Source organism: Paenibacillus sp. MMO-58 (assembly GCF_037146255.1).
GTDB lineage: Bacteria > Bacillota > Bacilli > Paenibacillales > Paenibacillaceae > Pristimantibacillus.
This window is the reverse complement of the sequence record NZ_JBBCVY010000010.1, coordinates 108,017-124,144: the sequence shown is the minus strand read 5'-3', so window position 1 is coordinate 124,144 and position 16,128 is coordinate 108,017. Positions and strand designations below refer to the sequence as shown.

At 53.6% G+C, this 16,128-nt stretch carries 17 protein-coding genes; 10 read left to right on the top strand and 7 right to left on the bottom strand.

Annotated elements, in window-relative coordinates:
* Positions 1-84: 84 nt before the first annotated feature.
* Positions 85-966 (top strand): LysR family transcriptional regulator, encoded by an 882-nt coding sequence (locus WFJ73_RS25415; protein ID WP_336775744.1) that lies wholly within the window; start codon positions 85-87, stop codon positions 964-966.
* A gap of 384 nt (positions 967-1,350) precedes the next feature.
* On the opposite strand, the gene WFJ73_RS25410 is transcribed toward WFJ73_RS25415, so the two are convergent.
* From WFJ73_RS25410 to WFJ73_RS25395, 4 genes are all read right to left on the bottom strand, one after another.
* The gene (locus WFJ73_RS25410) at positions 1,351-1,638 is read right to left on the bottom strand and encodes a hypothetical protein (RefSeq protein ID WP_336775743.1); all 288 of its coding nucleotides are present in this window, start codon (positions 1,636-1,638) and stop codon (positions 1,351-1,353) included.
* 130 nt (positions 1,639-1,768) lie between these two features.
* Positions 1,769-2,392 (bottom strand): ferric reductase-like transmembrane domain-containing protein, encoded by a 624-nt coding sequence (locus WFJ73_RS25405; protein ID WP_336775742.1) that lies wholly within the window; start codon positions 2,390-2,392, stop codon positions 1,769-1,771.
* On the bottom strand, positions 2,389-3,321 hold the full coding sequence (locus tag WFJ73_RS25400) for an FAD:protein FMN transferase (protein WP_336775741.1): 933 nt from the start codon (positions 3,319-3,321) through the stop codon (positions 2,389-2,391). Before WFJ73_RS25400 ends, WFJ73_RS25405 begins: the two co-directional genes overlap by 4 nt.
* Before the next feature lie 15 nt (positions 3,322-3,336).
* The gene (locus WFJ73_RS25395; RefSeq protein ID WP_336775740.1) at positions 3,337-3,627 is read right to left on the bottom strand and encodes a hypothetical protein; all 291 of its coding nucleotides are present in this window, start codon (positions 3,625-3,627) and stop codon (positions 3,337-3,339) included.
* A 168-nt stretch (positions 3,628-3,795) separates the two neighbouring features.
* Between WFJ73_RS25395 and WFJ73_RS25390 the strand changes: the two genes are divergently transcribed.
* From WFJ73_RS25390 to WFJ73_RS25375, 4 genes are all read left to right on the top strand, one after another.
* Positions 3,796-4,956: a GGDEF domain-containing protein gene (locus WFJ73_RS25390; protein WP_336775739.1), complete on the top strand. Its 1,161-nt coding sequence runs from the start codon at positions 3,796-3,798 to the stop codon at positions 4,954-4,956.
* Between the two features lie 104 nt (positions 4,957-5,060).
* Positions 5,061-6,071, top strand: a complete 1,011-nt coding sequence (locus tag WFJ73_RS25385; RefSeq protein WP_336775852.1) for an ornithine cyclodeaminase family protein — start codon at positions 5,061-5,063, stop codon at positions 6,069-6,071.
* 12 nt (positions 6,072-6,083) lie between these two features.
* A complete protein-coding gene (locus WFJ73_RS25380) occupies positions 6,084-7,244 on the top strand; it encodes a dipeptidase (protein ID WP_336775738.1) in 1,161 nt (386 codons plus the stop codon).
* Between the two features lie 13 nt (positions 7,245-7,257).
* Entirely contained in the window at positions 7,258-9,357 is a 2,100-nt protein-coding gene (locus WFJ73_RS25375; RefSeq protein ID WP_336775737.1) for a CocE/NonD family hydrolase, read from the top strand.
* A gap of 56 nt (positions 9,358-9,413) precedes the next feature.
* On the opposite strand, the gene WFJ73_RS25370 is transcribed toward WFJ73_RS25375, so the two are convergent.
* Positions 9,414-10,178, bottom strand: coding sequence for an SDR family oxidoreductase (locus WFJ73_RS25370; RefSeq protein WP_336775736.1), 765 nt, complete (start codon positions 10,176-10,178; stop codon positions 9,414-9,416).
* A 172-nt stretch (positions 10,179-10,350) separates the two neighbouring features.
* Between WFJ73_RS25370 and WFJ73_RS25365 the strand changes: the two genes are divergently transcribed.
* The 4 genes from WFJ73_RS25365 to WFJ73_RS25350 all read left to right on the top strand — a co-directional run bounded on the left by WFJ73_RS25365 (position 10,351) and on the right by WFJ73_RS25350 (position 13,625).
* A complete protein-coding gene (locus tag WFJ73_RS25365; RefSeq protein ID WP_336775735.1) occupies positions 10,351-11,112 on the top strand; it encodes a prolipoprotein diacylglyceryl transferase in 762 nt (253 codons plus the stop codon).
* 2 nt (positions 11,113-11,114) lie between these two features.
* Positions 11,115-12,557 carry a radical SAM protein gene (locus WFJ73_RS25360; RefSeq protein ID WP_012772601.1) on the top strand — a complete coding sequence of 481 codons (1,443 nt, stop codon included), beginning with the start codon at positions 11,115-11,117 and terminating at the stop codon, positions 12,555-12,557.
* Positions 12,541-12,864, top strand: coding sequence for a hypothetical protein (locus WFJ73_RS25355; RefSeq protein ID WP_336775734.1), 324 nt, complete (start codon positions 12,541-12,543; stop codon positions 12,862-12,864). Before WFJ73_RS25360 ends, WFJ73_RS25355 begins: the two co-directional genes overlap by 17 nt.
* 80 nt (positions 12,865-12,944) lie before the next feature.
* A complete protein-coding gene (locus tag WFJ73_RS25350) occupies positions 12,945-13,625 on the top strand; it encodes a carbonate dehydratase (protein WP_336775733.1) in 681 nt (226 codons plus the stop codon).
* 66 nt (positions 13,626-13,691) lie between these two features.
* Here the strand turns inward: WFJ73_RS25350 and WFJ73_RS25345 are convergent, their stop codons facing one another.
* Positions 13,692-14,567, bottom strand: coding sequence for an SMP-30/gluconolactonase/LRE family protein (locus tag WFJ73_RS25345; RefSeq protein ID WP_336775732.1), 876 nt, complete (start codon positions 14,565-14,567; stop codon positions 13,692-13,694).
* Between the two features lie 131 nt (positions 14,568-14,698).
* On the opposite strand from WFJ73_RS25345, the gene WFJ73_RS25340 reads away from it, so the two are divergent.
* Positions 14,699-15,700: an S-layer homology domain-containing protein gene (locus WFJ73_RS25340; RefSeq protein ID WP_336775731.1), complete on the top strand. Its 1,002-nt coding sequence runs from the start codon at positions 14,699-14,701 to the stop codon at positions 15,698-15,700.
* Between the two features lie 44 nt (positions 15,701-15,744).
* Here WFJ73_RS25340 and WFJ73_RS25335 read toward each other — a convergent pair whose 3' ends face one another.
* A complete protein-coding gene (locus tag WFJ73_RS25335) occupies positions 15,745-16,110 on the bottom strand; it encodes a VOC family protein (protein WP_336775730.1) in 366 nt (121 codons plus the stop codon).
* Between the last annotated feature and the right edge of the window lie 18 nt (positions 16,111-16,128).

Genomic DNA, 16,128 nt, shown 5'->3' with positions numbered 1-16,128 from the left:
TGCTTACTTACTAATGATAAAGCCCGGGAAGTATATTAGAATAATTCATATAACTAATATCTGATATAAATGTGAGGAATACCTATGGAAGTGAATTTGGAGTGGTACCGCGTTTTTTATTGGATTGCCAAGACCGGAAGTTTATCGAAAGCCGCCGAGCAGCTGCATATTACCCAGCCTGCGGTAAGCCATACGGTCAAGCAGCTGGAGAGCACGCTTGGAGGACAGCTATTCTTCCGTACGCCTAAGGGAGTCACTTTAACCCAAGAAGGAACCGTGCTGCTGCAATATATCGAGCAAGCCTTCCAATCCGTTCAGATTGGCGAAAAAGCGATAGCCGAAATGAATAATCTCAATACCGGGGAAATTGCGATAGGAGCGAGCGACACGTTGTGCAAGCATTATTTGCTGCCTTACCTGGAGCGGTTCCATGAGCAGCATCCCGGCGTCCGCGTCAGGGTTACCAACCGGACAACCCCCGAGACGCTTGCGCTCCTTAAAGAAGGCAGGATCGACTTCGGCATTGTCAGCCTGCCCGTATCCGACAAGCAAGTCGCTATACGCGAAAGCACGCTGCTTCAAGACTGTTTTGTCGGAGGCAAAGGTTATCAATCGCTCTCTGACGGCCCGCCACTTACCTTGGAGCAATTGAATCCCTATCCGCTGCTATTGCTCGAAAAGGGGAGCAGCACGAGACGTTACCTGGATGATTACGCGGCATCGCACGGGATCGCGTTTACCCCTGAATTCGAGCTCGGCAGCGTGGACCTGCTTGTCCAATTCGCCAAAAGCGGCTTTGGCCTGGCCTTTGTTATTCGCAACTACGTCATGGAAGAGCTACAGCGCGGAGAGCTGGTTGAAATCCCTCTAGCCGAGCCTTTGCCCGGCCGTCATATCGGCATTGCTACGCTGCGGGGAATACCGATGTCCTCGGCGACGAAGTCCTTCCTGGCTCTATTGCCTTGAGGAAAGCTGATCATGCCAAAAAGCCCTCGCCATACACTTGCAAAAAGTGCCGGGCCAGGGGGCTTTCCGCACTAACGAAACGTCATATGCTTATTTGGCGAAAATCGGCCGTTTCCCGAGTCTAACGAAACGTAGTAACGCTATAGGACATTTTGACGGTAAAAAGCAGGGTTGAAGCATGGAATAGCATGATGTAGTTTCGTTAGGCGAGATGCAGATGGCACAAGGGTGCACAAGGCGCACGATTGGTTCCACGACGGCTTCTGCTATACGTTTCGCACAAAACCAAAGGCCGGAGCCCTCCCGTAAGAAGCCCCGGCCTATCCTATCCGAAGATGCCCAGCCCTTGTTTAACGGCTTGCCGACTGCTGCATCCAACGTGGATTATAATTTTCCTTTCAAGTCCATGAGATACTTCAGGAGCACTGCGAGCGCGCCCAAGTAATAACCAACCAGAACGACCCAGCCTGTTACGTCCATCAAGGAAAGTCCCGCAAGAAGAAGCAGCGGCATTACGTAGTACAACAGGTCTTTCAGGTAGCCCAATACGAAGTCCATCGAGAATTTGCCGCCTGTTACCGTTTTGAACAAGTCAACCAACAGGTTTGCACCCATCGAGCCCAGCACGACCCACAAAGCAACTTCCATCCAAAGTGTAAGCGATCCTAGCACTTTTCATCACCTCCGAATTCGAGGAATGTGATACGCTTACATTTTATGCGGGAGGCGCGAAAGTTGTCTCCTTCAATAGCCTGTATCATCGACATATTCTTTAAAATAAAAAAAGACCCTCTGAAGGGCCTTATCGTACTTTATAATCGCCGGGCTCAATAATGATTGGCTTCGCATGCGGATAGGTTACCCGCCCGCTCCTCGGCGCTTCACGCTTATCCTTTTTCACCGTCCATACCCTGTAAACCGTAAGCGCCACTACAATAATGCCTGTCGCCCCGTACATCGCCTGCGCCCAAGGATAGCTTGAATCCGAGCCGATCAGCAGACCGTGCAGGAGGGCTAGAAAGTAACCGGGAAATGCCAGCATATGCGTCATCTTCCAAGCTTTCTTGCCAAGCTTTTTCATCATGTCGGAGGACAGGATAACAATAAAGCACATATAAAACGACAATGTCCCCATGCCCGTTAGAACGGGATGCGATTCGGCCGTGAACGGGATGAGCAGTCCGCTTACGGAATAACCCACGTATTGGTCGAACAGCAGCACGGCTCCATGCATCATGCCGAACAGGAAGCCGAACCAGCCCGCGGATTGATGAATGGTCAGCACCGTCGCTTTGGCCTTATTTTTGATTAGTCGCGATCCCATTGAAATACCGGCAATCGTGGACAGAAACAGGAACAAATACGACGTAATGCCCGAGGCGCGAGTTGTGGTCCATACGCTTAGAGCATCCAATATCTGATTCATACGCATAATCCCCTTTCCTCTACATACTGACCGATAGCGCCAATCGTCCGGATCGATCCGTCATGCAGCACGCCTACTGCCGCGCAAGCCGGATGGTTGCCGGCAAGCCATTCGAAGCCCTGCTCCCGGCCGAGAAGAAGAACGCATTTCGCGTATACCTCGGCATCCGCCAGATTTGGCGCAAACAGCGTCACCTGAGCCAGATCCGATTCGACCGGCGCTCCCGTGCGCGGATGAATAATATGATGGCGGCTTTGACCGGCGCTGTCCTTCCATTGCCTTCTAACTGTATTGCTTGTAGCGATCCCAGCCGGGTATCTTACCTGAAGCGTCATCAGATCCCGGCTTGCTTCCCATGGATCACCGATGCTGACCGACCAGCCTTCGTCCGGCACACCCCACAACGCAATATCTCCTCCCGCTCCAATCGCGCCGGAACGTACGCCCGCATGCTGAATCATGAGAGAGAGCTGATTGGCGCTCCAGCCTTTTGCGAATCCCCCCAAGTCGACCGCAAGCTTCGCATTCAGCGTTAATGCTCTCGTGCCGGGGTCCAGAATCAAAGGCAGCTCGCAATCAAAAGGGTTAGTCGTAAACACCGGATTCACATGCGCGGGCCTCTCCGCCAAGGATTCAAACGTCCCGGAATATCCAAGCTCGCGAATGACATGTCCCATATAGGGATTAAACAGACCGTCCGTTGCTTCATAGTAACGGTTGGCTTCAGCCATTACTTCATAGAGCAGCGTGGAGGCGGAAAAAGGTTGTCCGGCAGATTGGTTCATTTGGGACAGCTCACTGCGCGGATTAAACCGGCTCAGCTTCTCCTCTACGACAGTGATCCAGCTCTCCGCCATCGCCTGCGCGCCTTCATGCAGACCTTTTGTGAAAAACTGCGAATTCATCGCCCGGAATCTATGCAATGCCATCTATATCCCTCCCTGCTATGAAGCATGCGTTCGCATGCCTTCGTCGCCGGAACTTGTTCCGGAGCCCGTTCCCGAGCCGAAATCCTGTCCCATGCCGCGTCCGCGGCCAAACGGCCTTTGCTCGAAGGAGCCTGTGCCGTCATTGCCCTGGATTCCTCCATCGGATGGACTGCTATTTAGAACGTCGCTGCTGACCGGAGCTGTTGTAGAATTTGCCGATGAATGATTAATAACGCCGACCATTCCCGTGAATAACGCTACGCTGGAAAGCCCGACAACCCATTTCACCCATTTGGAATTTGCCATATTATTGCCTCCTCTACATCCATCAAATGTCCTATAATTGACAGTGTATCTCCTATTCCTTAAACGTAGCTGAAATAGATTCCGGATTAATTTTACGAATAACGTCTTCCAACCGTTTCCTGCATCCTGATATAATCGGCAGTAACGGATATTTTTCTCGTCAGGCTGGTGACCACCATTAGCATACTGCTGGATTCGACAACGATCCTCATCTTTCTTGGAATTGCCTATTTATTTACATTCATACTTATAAGCGCTTATTGGCGGGATGTGATCAAAGCCTCGCCGGTCAGAATCTTTTTCCTGGCCAAATGCCTTCAGTCCTGCTCCTGGTTTCTTGTTGTCCTGCGCGGAGATATCCCGGACTTTCTTACTATCTCCGTTGCCAATTCCCTCATGTTTGTCGGAGCCTCCCTTGAGACCATCTCCATGTTACGATTAAGGAACGAATGGCGGACGCGCTATAAAATCATGTACAAGCTGGTTATCCCTCTCAGCATTGCGGGGTTTCATCTCATCATGCTTGTCCATAACGAGGAGGAAGCCCGGATCGCCTATTGCTCTGCCGCTCTCGCCATCATACTTGCCCCTATGTACAGGCTGATCAAAGGACCATCCCCGCTAATGAAAGTCATAGGCTATATTTATCTGTTTGTGATCGCGGCCAATCTGGTCAGAGGAACAACCGCTCTCTTTACGGATATTCCCGCAAGCTTCTTCACGCCGGGGATCTACCAGTTGTTCTATCTGGTGACCATCTATATTCTTACGATCCTGGGGATAATGGGCTTTATGCTGCTGTGGAAGGAAAAGACCAACCAAGAGCTGCTTCATTACGCAAGCTACGACGATCTGACCGGCGCGCTTAATCGAAGAACGTTTATGACCAGCGCCAAAAGCTACTTGAATCATTATGCCAAGAAAGGCGAAGCGGTCTCGTATCTGCTGTTTGACATCGACAGCTTTAAGGACATTAACGATAATTACGGCCATCATATCGGCGATCTCGTGCTGCAGGACGTAACGAAGCGAATCCGGCATTACTTGGACAAGGACGACTTATTCGTGCGTTACGGCGGAGACGAATTCGGCATTCTGCTTCCCGGCAAAGACGAGCAGGAATCAAGCGCGCTGGCCGAACGGATCAAGATCATGCTGCAATCCGCGCCAACCAGCCTGCCTGTCTCCTACACCATAAGCATGGGAGTGCTCACCGTCGTTCCGGATCAGCACACCCATATGGAAACGATGTATACGAGATGCGACCAGGCCCTCTACACGGCCAAAAGAAACGGCCGAAACAACATCTACCGAAGCCAGTTCGGCTAGAATTGGCCGCTGCGGAAGAGCTCGCCGGATAACCGGCGGGCTCTTTTTTCGCTGCTCCAAGCATCGCTTACACTCCCTAATATTTTTGAGGTAAAATAAAATAGATCTACATTCGACAGCAAGCAGGTGAGCGCATCATATTAGTCATTGACCGTAACGTTGTATCCGAACTATTAACGATGGAAGCCTGCATTCCGCTTATGGAAAACGTTCTGTCCGATTTGTCCGCCGGACAAGCCGAGCAGCAGCTCCGGTCCGTTGTTCCCGTCCGCCAGGGCGGCTTAATGGGACTAATGCCGGCCTATCTCGCCTCGCAGGAGGTCGTTGGAGCGAAGCTGATCAGCGTCTTCCCTCACAATCATAACCGCGGCCTACCCTCCCATCAGGGCGTTATTGCCTTGTTTGACGCGGAGAATGGCGCAATAAACGCCATTGTTGACGGCCGTAACGTAACAGCTATACGTACCGCCGCCGTCAGTGCGGCCGCAACGAAGCTGCTCGCGAGAGAAGACTCGCGGGTTCTTGCGTTAATCGGAACAGGCGAGCAAGCCCGCACTCATCTCGAGGCGTTGCTTCTTGTCCGCCCGATCAAGCATGTCCGTATATGGAGTCCTAACCTGGAGCATGCAACCAGATTTCAAAAGGAGATGGGCGCCAAATATGCGGAGCTGACGATCGAAATTTCGGCTGCCGCACAGCAGGCTGTCGCGGAGGCCGATATCATCTGTACCCTCACCTCCTCGACAACTCCCGTTCTGCAGGGAGAGTGGATTCCCGAAGGCGCGCATATTAACGCCGTTGGCGCCTGCCGCGCTCCGGACCGGGAGCTGGCAACAGGCGTTGTCCGGCAGGCTAAGCTATACGTCGACCGGTATGAATCGGCCGTAAACGAAGCCGGGGACTACCTGATCCCTCTTCAGGAGGGGGCGATTGGCAGCGATCATATTATCGGCGAGATCGGCCAGGTCCTTCTTGGCCGTGCTCCGGGCAGAGCCTCGGACAAGGACGTTACTCTCTTCAAATCGCTTGGCCTAGCCGTTGAGGATTTGGCCGTGGCGTCTTATCTGCATGAGCAAGCCAAGCTTCAAGGCAAAGGTATAACTATCGCAATCTAGGAGCGTGTCATCATGAAGGAGCATCAAGGATTGTACGACTTTCACCTCACCCCGGAGCAAGAAAAGCGGGCACTGGACATCCATGAACGCAGCATCGTAATCGACCTGCTGTTTCAGGGACCTCTATCCCCCCGCGTTGTTCCCGCCGAAGTATCGGCGCTAATCAAAGAAGAATGCGAAGCCCTGAAGGATGACCCGATGGCTTACAGCGCCCTCCCTGCCAAACGTCTGCGGCAAATGTCCGTTAGCGGCGAGCTGCCTGCCTTCAAGGAAGAGTGGTACCGCTCCGGAATCACGGCCGGCAACCGGGAAGTGGACTTGTCCAGCCCGGAAGCGATCATAACCAGCATGGGCGAAATGCAGGAGCAGTTCGACCGGTTCGACTGGCTTGTGAAAGCTCTGACGGCGGACGATATCCTCGAAGCCAAGCGCAAAGGTCTTAAAGCCGGCATCGTCACTTCGCAGGATCCGGGCGGTCTCGGCAAGAACATCGACCTGCTCGAAGCTCTTCACGGCTTTGGCCTTCGGGTGCTTCAATTAACCTATAATAATCAGAATGCCATCGCATCCGGCTGTATGGAGCTGGCTAATGGCGGCGTCTCTAACTTCGGCATGACGTTTATAAGCCGCATGAATGAGCTTGGCATCGTTGTCGACACCAGCCATTGCGGCGAGCAAACAACGCTGGATGCCTGCCGTCTCTCCACCAAGCCGGTTATCGCTTCCCATACGGGCGTAGAAGCGATCTATCCTCACCGCCGCTGCAAAAGCGATGCCGAGCTTCGCGCGATTGCCGCTACGGGCGGCGTAATCGGCGTATTTGCCATGCCATGGTTCGTTCATGGCGATCCGCAGGCTACAACCATCGATCATGTGCTCGATCACATCGATTATATCGTTCGCCTAATTGGCGTTGACCATGTCGGCATCGGTACCGACTGGCCTATGAGCGATGTCGACTGGTCCCTCGTCTATTTCAAGGAGCATATCGCCCCTAAGCTTGGCTTTGCCAAAGGAGACGGACCGTCCACCGAACTTGTCGCCGGACTCGAGCAATACGGCTTGTTCATCAACTTCACCCGCGGTCTTGTCGCAAGGGGTTATTCCGATGAAGAGGTCAGCAAGATCATTGGCGGCAACTGGCTGCGTATTTTCGAACAGGTATGGGGATAGGAGGAGCTGCAAAATGGCGATTTACAACTTTTATTGCGCGGGTGTTTACGAGGGCAAGATTCGTTTTACAGAGGATAAAGTGATGCATGCCAGAGTAGACCGCAGACGGCGCACGCAGATGCGGGAGCATGCGCTGGACCCGCAGGCGAAATATATTCTCCCGCTTCAGCAAATTCGCGAGAATCTCCCGGTCTACAGCCAGACGGAATGGTCCGGGGAGCGCGTTGTGACCGCGAATGGCGAAACCTATCACCGTCACCTTGCTTATACCGATGAGCAGGGACGCACTTCGCAGGTATGGGCCAAACGCGTCGATACCGCCGTAGATATCGTAACGCTGGACGGCACCGTTATCGCCTTCCTCTGCCCGAATCGCTACGGCATGGAGATTATCGTGCAGGAAGGGCTGGAGAAGCTTACTCCGCTTGCCGTGTACGACGATCCCCTGCTGTCCAAGCCCGAATACGGCGTAAATGATCTCGGAACGTTCCTTGTTCCGATGCGTGACGGTCTGAAGCTGGCAACCGACGTCTATTTGCCGGAAGGCATTCAGCCGGGCGCAAAGCTGCCGACGATTCTTGTCCGTACCTGCTATGACAGGGCTGGCAAGAAAGAGCATTTCCTGCGCTGGGCGAACAAGGGGTATGCGGTTGTGAACCAAGATGTCCGGGGACGCGCCGATTCCGAAGGCGAGCTCGTCCCGTTCTATTACGAACGCGAAGACGGCAGCGATACGATCGACTGGATTATTTCCCAGGAATGGTCGAATGGCGATGTTGGCATGTGGGGTGCCTCCTACCTTGGTTACGTCGTCATGGCGGCGGCCACCAGCGGACATCCGAATCTGAAGGCGGTTGTGAACGAAGTTAACGTCGGATCTCCGTTTGTCGATACGGTCCGCCGCGGCGGCACCGTCTGCTCCTGGCCGCTGCTCTCCTGGACGCTTGCCCAGTCGGTTGGCACCCGGACAGATTTCGAAATCTTTGGCGGCATTACCGTTGATCCGGCCAAGGCTGTTGAAGCGCGGCCGATCCGAGACATCCCGCAGCAGATGATCGGCAGGAATTCCGGTCCCTGGGACTTCTGGAGCCAGCATCCCGAGTACGACGATTACTGGAAGAACTGCACCCACTCGGAGCGTGCGGATCGGATTAAAGCTCCGATGTTTGTCATCTCCGGCTGGTATGACGGCGACAGCCCCGGCGTATCGGAAACGTGGCGCCTGCTCACCGAGTACGACGTTCCGAACCGGAAAATCTGGCTTGGCCCTTGGGAGCACGGTCCAAACCGCGCCCGTGACTTGGAAGGCACCGCCTTTGGCGAGGATGCCGTCGTCTACGACTATGACGTTAACGTCCTCCGCTGGTTCGACCATTTCCTGAAGGGTACGGCAAACGGCATTAACAAGGAGCCACGTGCCCGCTACTACGTGGTAGGCGAGAACAAATGGCGGACATCGGCGGATTGGACGCCGGTCGAAGCGGCTGTTACGCCATTCTACCTCGGAGGCGGCGGACGGGCGAACTCGGCATTTGGCGACGGCAAGCTGCGGCTGCGGCAGCCGCAGCAAGGCAACACGCCGGATATTTATGTCTATAACCCGGCGGATCCGGTCGTGGATTCCGGGGAGCGGATTCCGGAAAACCGCCGTACGATCGAGCTGCGCCAGGACGTGCTCTGCTATACCGGCGACAAGCTGGAACAGCCGCTTAAGATTGCCGGCGAATTGTCTGCCGTGCTCTACGCGGCAAGCTCGGCGGTGGATACCGACTGGGTTGTTGCGCTTAGCGACGTGGATGAGGCCGGCAACTCCATTCTGCTCTCTAGCTACATCGTCCGCGCCAAATACCGTCACGGCTATGACAAGCCGGAGCTGCTGACCCCCGGCCGGGTGGAGAGGTTCGATATTTTCTTGCCGAATATCGCGCATCAGTTCCCGGCCGGGCACCGCATCCGCTTGTCGATTACGTCGTCCAGCAAATTTGTTGCTTTCCCAAATTCCAATACGGGTCTGAACCCGTATGACGATCCGGGGCCGATTCCGGCTACGCAGACCATCTATCACTCCGAGCAATATCCAAGCCACGTTCTGCTTCCCGTGCTTGGCGAATAATACGATGCAAGGCCGGGTTTCTCTTCCAACGAGAGATTCCCGGCCTTTTTCTCATTCTATAAATGCGATCCGCCGCTTACATCTATGCACTGCCCCGTAATCCAGCGGCTGTCGGAAGAAGCGAGAAACGCAGCTACATCCGCGATATCCGAAGGCTCTCCCCATCTGCCGAAGCTTGAATACCCGGCGCCGAATTGATAGCCCGATTCATCCTGCAGCATAGCCTTGTTCATATCCGTGGCGACAAATCCGGGCTGCAGGGCATTAACGGTTATTCCGCGGGGCGCAAGCTGGGTGGATAACGATAACGTAAGCGTATTGACCGCCCCTTTGCTCATGCTGTACGCCGCGACCCCCGGCAAGGAAATTCTAGTTACCGCAGAAGACAAGTTAATGATCCTCCCGCCGTCTCTTAGTCGGGGTAATGCTTGCTGAATAAGGAAAAACGGACCCTTCACATTGGTATTCATCACAAGGTCGAAGTCGGCTTCCGTTGTTTCCTCGATGGACACAGGGAGTCCCACGCCTGCATTGTTAACGAGAATATCAAAATACTTCTCTCCCGTACGCCGCTCCAAGGCCAGATCCAATTCTTCAAAAAGCTTAGCAGCGCCGGCAGCCGTACCAAGCTCCTGCCCTATGGCAAAGGCTTCTCCTCCCAGCTGTCGGATCTGTCTTACGACGTCGGCCGCCGCATCATGATTAGAACCGTAATGAACGGCTACCATCGCCCCCTCCTCTGCAAGTCTTAGCGCAATTGCGCGGCCAATCCCTCTGCTCGCGCCGGTTACCAGCGCCATTTTTCCGTTTAATCCGTTCATCCTCTGTTCAGCTCCTCCCGTTTTTTACATCTTTATTTGTACCATGGGAGCTATTTTGTAATGTTGCGGTCTCATTCCCGGGCCGAGGAAAGCTTATGGAAATCGAAAGGGATTTCTGTATCGATAAGCGAATCTATACAAAATAAGCCAATACGATAGATTGGAGCGCATCATGACTTTCCCTGTCTGGATTGATCTCGGATTTGTAAAGCTGCATCCCCATGCGGTATTCGAAACACTCGCGTATTTTATCGGCTTCCGCGTCTACCTCTACACAAGAAGCAAAGACAAAATGCCGATCGTGCAGGGCATGTGGGTTATCGTTGGCGCCATCATGGGCGCGGCGGTTGGTTCCAAGCTGCTGTACTGGTTCGAGGACCCTCGCTTAACGTTTGAGAATTGGAACAGCTACACCTATCTCATGGAGGGCAAAACGATTGTTGGCGGGCTGCTCGGCGGCCTTATCGGCGTCGAATGGACGAAGAAGCGCATTGGCTATTCCCGCTCCACGGGCGACGACATGGCAGTGCCTCTTATCGTAGGCATGGTCATCGGGCGAATCGGCTGCTTCCTGACCGGTCTTGACGATCATACGTACGGCGTGGCCACGAACTGGATCACCGGAATCGATTTCGGTGACGGGGTACTCCGGCATCCGACGCAGCTGTACGAGATTGCTTTCCTCCTGCTGCTGGGCGCCTTCCTCTTCCGTTCGAAACGAAAAGGCAGCTTGCCCGACGGAGCCGTCTTTCAACTGTTTATGACCGGTTACCTGCTGTTTCGCTTCGTTATCGATTTCATTAAGCCAACACCGCATTTCTATCTAGGACTCAACAATGTACAGCTTGCCTGTATCGCCGGACTCGCCTATTACGCCGTTCTTTTATCCAAGTGGCTTATACGGCCGCAGCGCTCGCATAGAAAGGAATTGTAACGATGACAACCAAAAACAGACCTTATATTTTCTACGAGTTGACCAACAGCGTGTGCTCCAAATGCCTGCGCAAGGTTGAAGCGAAAGTGATCATTGAGGACAATCAGGTATTCCTTCTGAAATATTGCGGACAGCACGGCCGCGAAAAGGTACTAATCGCAAGCGATGCGGAGTATTACAAAAAGTGCCGGGAGTTTCTGAAGCCCGCGGAAATGCCGGAGGTATGGAACACTCCGATCCGCTACGGCTGCCCCTACGACTGCGGGCTATGCCCCGACCATGAGCAGCACAGCTGCCTGACGCTGCTCGAGATTACCGAGCGCTGCAACCTGCAGTGCCCGATCTGCTACGCGGAATCCTCCCCGCATGCGGGCTCCTATCGTTCGCTTGAGCAGATCGAGTTCATGCTGGACGCGATCGTCCGCAACGAAGGCGAGCCGGATATCGTGCAGATCAGCGGCGGCGAGCCTACGATCCACCCGCAGTTTTTCGAAATATTGGATCTGGTGAAGAGCAAGCCCATCAAGCATGTCATGGTGAACACCAACGGTCTGCGGATCGCCCAGGACAGGAAGTTCGCCGAACGGCTGGCCCAATATATGCCGGGCTTTGAAATCTACCTGCAGTTCGACAGCTTCGAGGAAGAGACGCTACGGGAGCTGCGCGGCGTGGACCTTCGCGATGTGCGGCGCAGAGCGCTAGAGCATCTGAACGAGTTCAACATTTCGACCACGCTGGTTGTTACGCTGAAGAAAGGCCTGAACGATCACGAGATTGGCGATATCATTCAGTTCGGCCTGAAGCAGCGCGCCGTGCGCGGCGTAACGTTCCAGCCGATTCAGGCAGCGGGAAGACTGGAGGAGTTCGATCCTGCCAAGGACCGCCTGACGCTTAGCGAGGTGCGGCAGGGCATCATTGATCAATCGGGGATTTTCCGCGCGGAGGATGTCATTCCGGTGCCTTGCCATCCGGATTGCCTTGCGATGGGTTATGCATTAAAGCTTGGAGAAGGGGTCATACCGTTAACCGGGTTAATCGATCCTCAAATTTTGCTGGACGGCGGCCGCAATACCATCGTGTTCGAGCAGGACGAAACGCTGAAGTCGCGAATCTTCGAGCTGTTCTCGACAGCCCATTCGCCTGCTTCCTCGGCTTTATCGCTGAAGAGTCTGTTGTGCTGCCTGCCGCTTGTATCCGTGCCCGAGCATATCAGCTACGACAATGTATTCCGGGTTATCATCATGCAGTTTCTGGATCCGTACAACTTCGATGTGCGTTCGGTCAAGAAATCCTGCGTGCATATCGCGCATCCGGACGGCAGAATCATTCCGTTTGATACCTATAACATGTTCTATCGCACGGAAGAGCAGGAGAAGAAGCTAGCCGAGCTGAGAGAGGAATTCGACATGCGACCGGGAGGGAAGGTCTATGACTGGAGTCAATAACGGGGATAACGGAGATAACAAGCAGCCGGGAAGCCCAAACAAATCGCCTTACGAAAAATCGCCGCATCACGTAAAGCATGTGTTTCTGGGCATCGGAATATTGGCCGCGCTGCACTGCCTGCTGTTCCTTTTCCCGATCGGCTTCTTTTTCATCAGCATTGCTCAAATTGTCTATCTGCTTCCGGCTATATTAGTGTTTAATAAAAAAACCGGAATCGTTCAGGGCCTGCTGATCGGCGCCGGCATTACGTTTCTTGTGAATGCGGCTTGCTTCGGCCTTCTGGTCAGCGGCAATCTCTCGCTTTAACAATCCCCTGTGACATTTGCCTATTGGCGGAATAGCTTAACAGTAGAGTATTCCCTATTCGGTCACAAGGAGATTACGACATGGATTCCCATCTTCCAATAGGCCCTGTTAATCTATTCGCGCGGTTTATCAGCCCTAATCCGGTTACGTCCATTAATCCAGTACAGCGGTTTCCCTATATCCGTCCTACCGCTTACGTAAGTCCGTTTACGAGCGTGATTGGCGATGTGCGCATATGCGACAATGTCTACGTAGCGCCAAGCGCCGCCCTCCGGGCCGACGAAGGAACGCCGTTTTTCATCGGCTCGAATTCGAATATTCAGGACGGCGTTATTTTGCACGGATTGGCTAATCAAGGCATTGAAGTGTGCGGTAAAAGCTACTCCATTTTTATTGGCAAAAGAGTCTCCATTGCTCACGGGGCTATTATCCACGGTCCTTGCCTGATCGAGGATGATGTATTCGTAAGCTTTAAGGCTATTGTCTTTAATGCGGAGGTGGGACGCGGCTCTTATGTCTCAATGGACGCGATTGTGACAAACGGGGTACGGATCCCGGCCGGCCGGTTTGTTCCGCCAGGCGCGCATATCGATACGCAGGCAAAGGCCGATTCGCTTGGTCCGGTACCGAAAAGCTCCGAGGAGTTCGCTCAGCAGGTCATACGGATTAACACGGAATTCCCGCCTTCGTACAACGCAATGTTTGGCAGCCACCGTTGCTCCTGCGGAATCGCGTATAGCCATGCGAATCTATTGAGTTAAAAAAGCCGGGAGGCCTCCTGATCGGAGTCTCCCGGCTTTTATCTATTTTCATGCCTTTCTCCCACGCTATCCTCTGGCCCGCTGCACGGGCAATCCCTTAACGTCCAGTTTGACCCGGAAAATAGCTCCGGCGAGAGGCTGCTCCTTAAGCTGCTCCTCGTCATTGCCAATTCTGGCTGTCGTAATGTACAGCTCGTCCAGATTCTCGCCGCCAAACGCGCAAGAAGTGACATTCCGGACGGGAATCGGGATCGTGGCGAGCTTTTCGCCGGTTAACGGATTCCATCTCCCGATCTGCCAGCCTCCCCAATGTCCAATCCACAGCATCCCTTCCGAATCGATGCTCATGCCATCCGGACTGCCTTCCCCCTCAGGGAATCGGATCGCAATCCGCCGATTAGCGATCTGCCCGCTGGCAGCGTCGTAATCAAAGGCGTATACCTCATTCTCGAAGGTATCGATGTAGTACATGACCGTTCCGTCTGCCGTCCAGGCCAGCCCGTTGGAGCAGCCAATTCCGCTTAACCGTTTCGATAACTTGCCGTCCTCCAGAACGTAGAGATGACCGTTCCGTTTCCTCGTGGAGATCATGGTCCCAGCCCAGAACCGGCCCGCCGGATCGCATTTGCCGTCATTCAGCCGGTTCGTAGCCGTCTCTTCCTCCGTGCGGGCAATCAAGGATATATCGCCTGACTCCAAATTCAACCCGTAAAAGCCATCCGCCAGCGCGATTAACCATGTGCCATCCTCTGCCGGAACCGCCGCGCTGATCATTTTCTCCATCTGGATCTGGAGCTTTCTTCCGTCGTTTGGACGGTAACGGTGTAATTGACGGCCTTCTATATCCACCCATAACAGCTCCTGAAGCCGGTCATCCCATACTGGGCCTTCCCCCAGCTCATTTTGCGCCTCCAGCAGGCATTTCGCCTCATAATTTTTCAAAATTGACTTCCTCCCCTATCCAAGAAATACAAATGAATGCCGATATAAACAGTATGAACCTGAAAGACGGGGTTTTGCAATGGATTGTCAGTACGACAGGGATTGCATTCTAAGGGGAAGGAATGATAAAGATGAAAAAGAAAATCGCAGGCATTGCTTTAGTTATACTTCTCTGCTCATACGCTTCTTTAAGCTTTGCCAACAGTAAGACCTCCGCTGATTTCACGGACTTGAAGGACCTGGACGCGGCAACAAAAGCCAAGTTTGACGCCATGATCAGCGCGGGAATCTTCGACGGTGTCTCCGACACCACCTTTGGTCTGAAGGAGGAAATGAACAGAGCCCAGTTCGCGAAGGTAGCTTCGCTGCTTATGGGCCTCGAAACGGATAAATCGCTGAAGACGTCCAGCTTCAAGGATGTGAAGGCCGATGATGCCGCCAATGGTTATGCTCTTCCATACATCGAAGCGTTGAAAAATGCAGGAGTAACGGAGGGCTATGGAGCAGGCGTTTACGACCCTGCGGGAAAGGTGACCAAAGAACAGCTGGCAACCTTCCTGGTTAGAGTTCTTGGTAAAAACGATGACGCCAAAACAAAAACCGGATCGGATACAACCGTATCGGATTGGGCACAAGGTTATGTCGCGCTGGCGCTCGAATTGAAAATACTGAATAACGGCGCGGACGGGAAGTTTGGCGGACAAACCAACGCTACGCGCGACCTGCTTCTGACGGGCGCGTATGAAGCCAAGCAGCAATACGTACCGCCGGCTACTCCAACTCCGACGCCGACGCCAACACCAACACCGGTGCATACATCGACTCCGTCAACTCCGCAGCCGAGCGTGACGCCGGAACAACCTACCGCAACGCCTGAAGAACCAAGCTACTCCCCTGAAGAGCCGACTAACTCTCCAGAGGAGCCAACTTATTCTCCAGAAGAACCAACCGCAACACCTGAGGAATCGCCTACAACAACGCCTGAAATACCGTCGCCACCGGTTGAAACACCACCGACGCCGACACCTTCGATTCCGCCATTCCCTACACCGCCGATTCCGACACCGATTCCAACAATACCGGTTACTTGTCCGGATCCGATGGACATTCCGCCAATGTGCATACCTTTGTAAGCAATTCAAACAAACGGTGCAGGATTTCCTGCACCGTTGTTCTTTTATCTATAGTAAGACAGCACCCAGCACACGCCGTTCCGGTCGTTCACGATTGCCAGCAATCCGTTGAACGGAGCTTCGTACATCTCCGTAAGAACGGTTCCGCTTTGCGCAAACTCCCCGTAGATTCGCCGGAATGCTTCTTCCGTATCAATCTTAAGGAACACCCTGACATAGTCGCCTTTGATAAGCGGTTTTGCAGCTTGAATATCCGCGAACTTAATCGATGTTCCCTCCACAAGCAGATCCGCATTCAGAACGGTGTCGCCCTGCTGGCGCAGAATAACGACCTCGCCGCCAAACACCTTTTGATAATACCGGATTTCCTCTTTACAGTTCTCCACTGCGATAAACGGCTGTGCAAGCATGGCTATTCATCCTCCTCA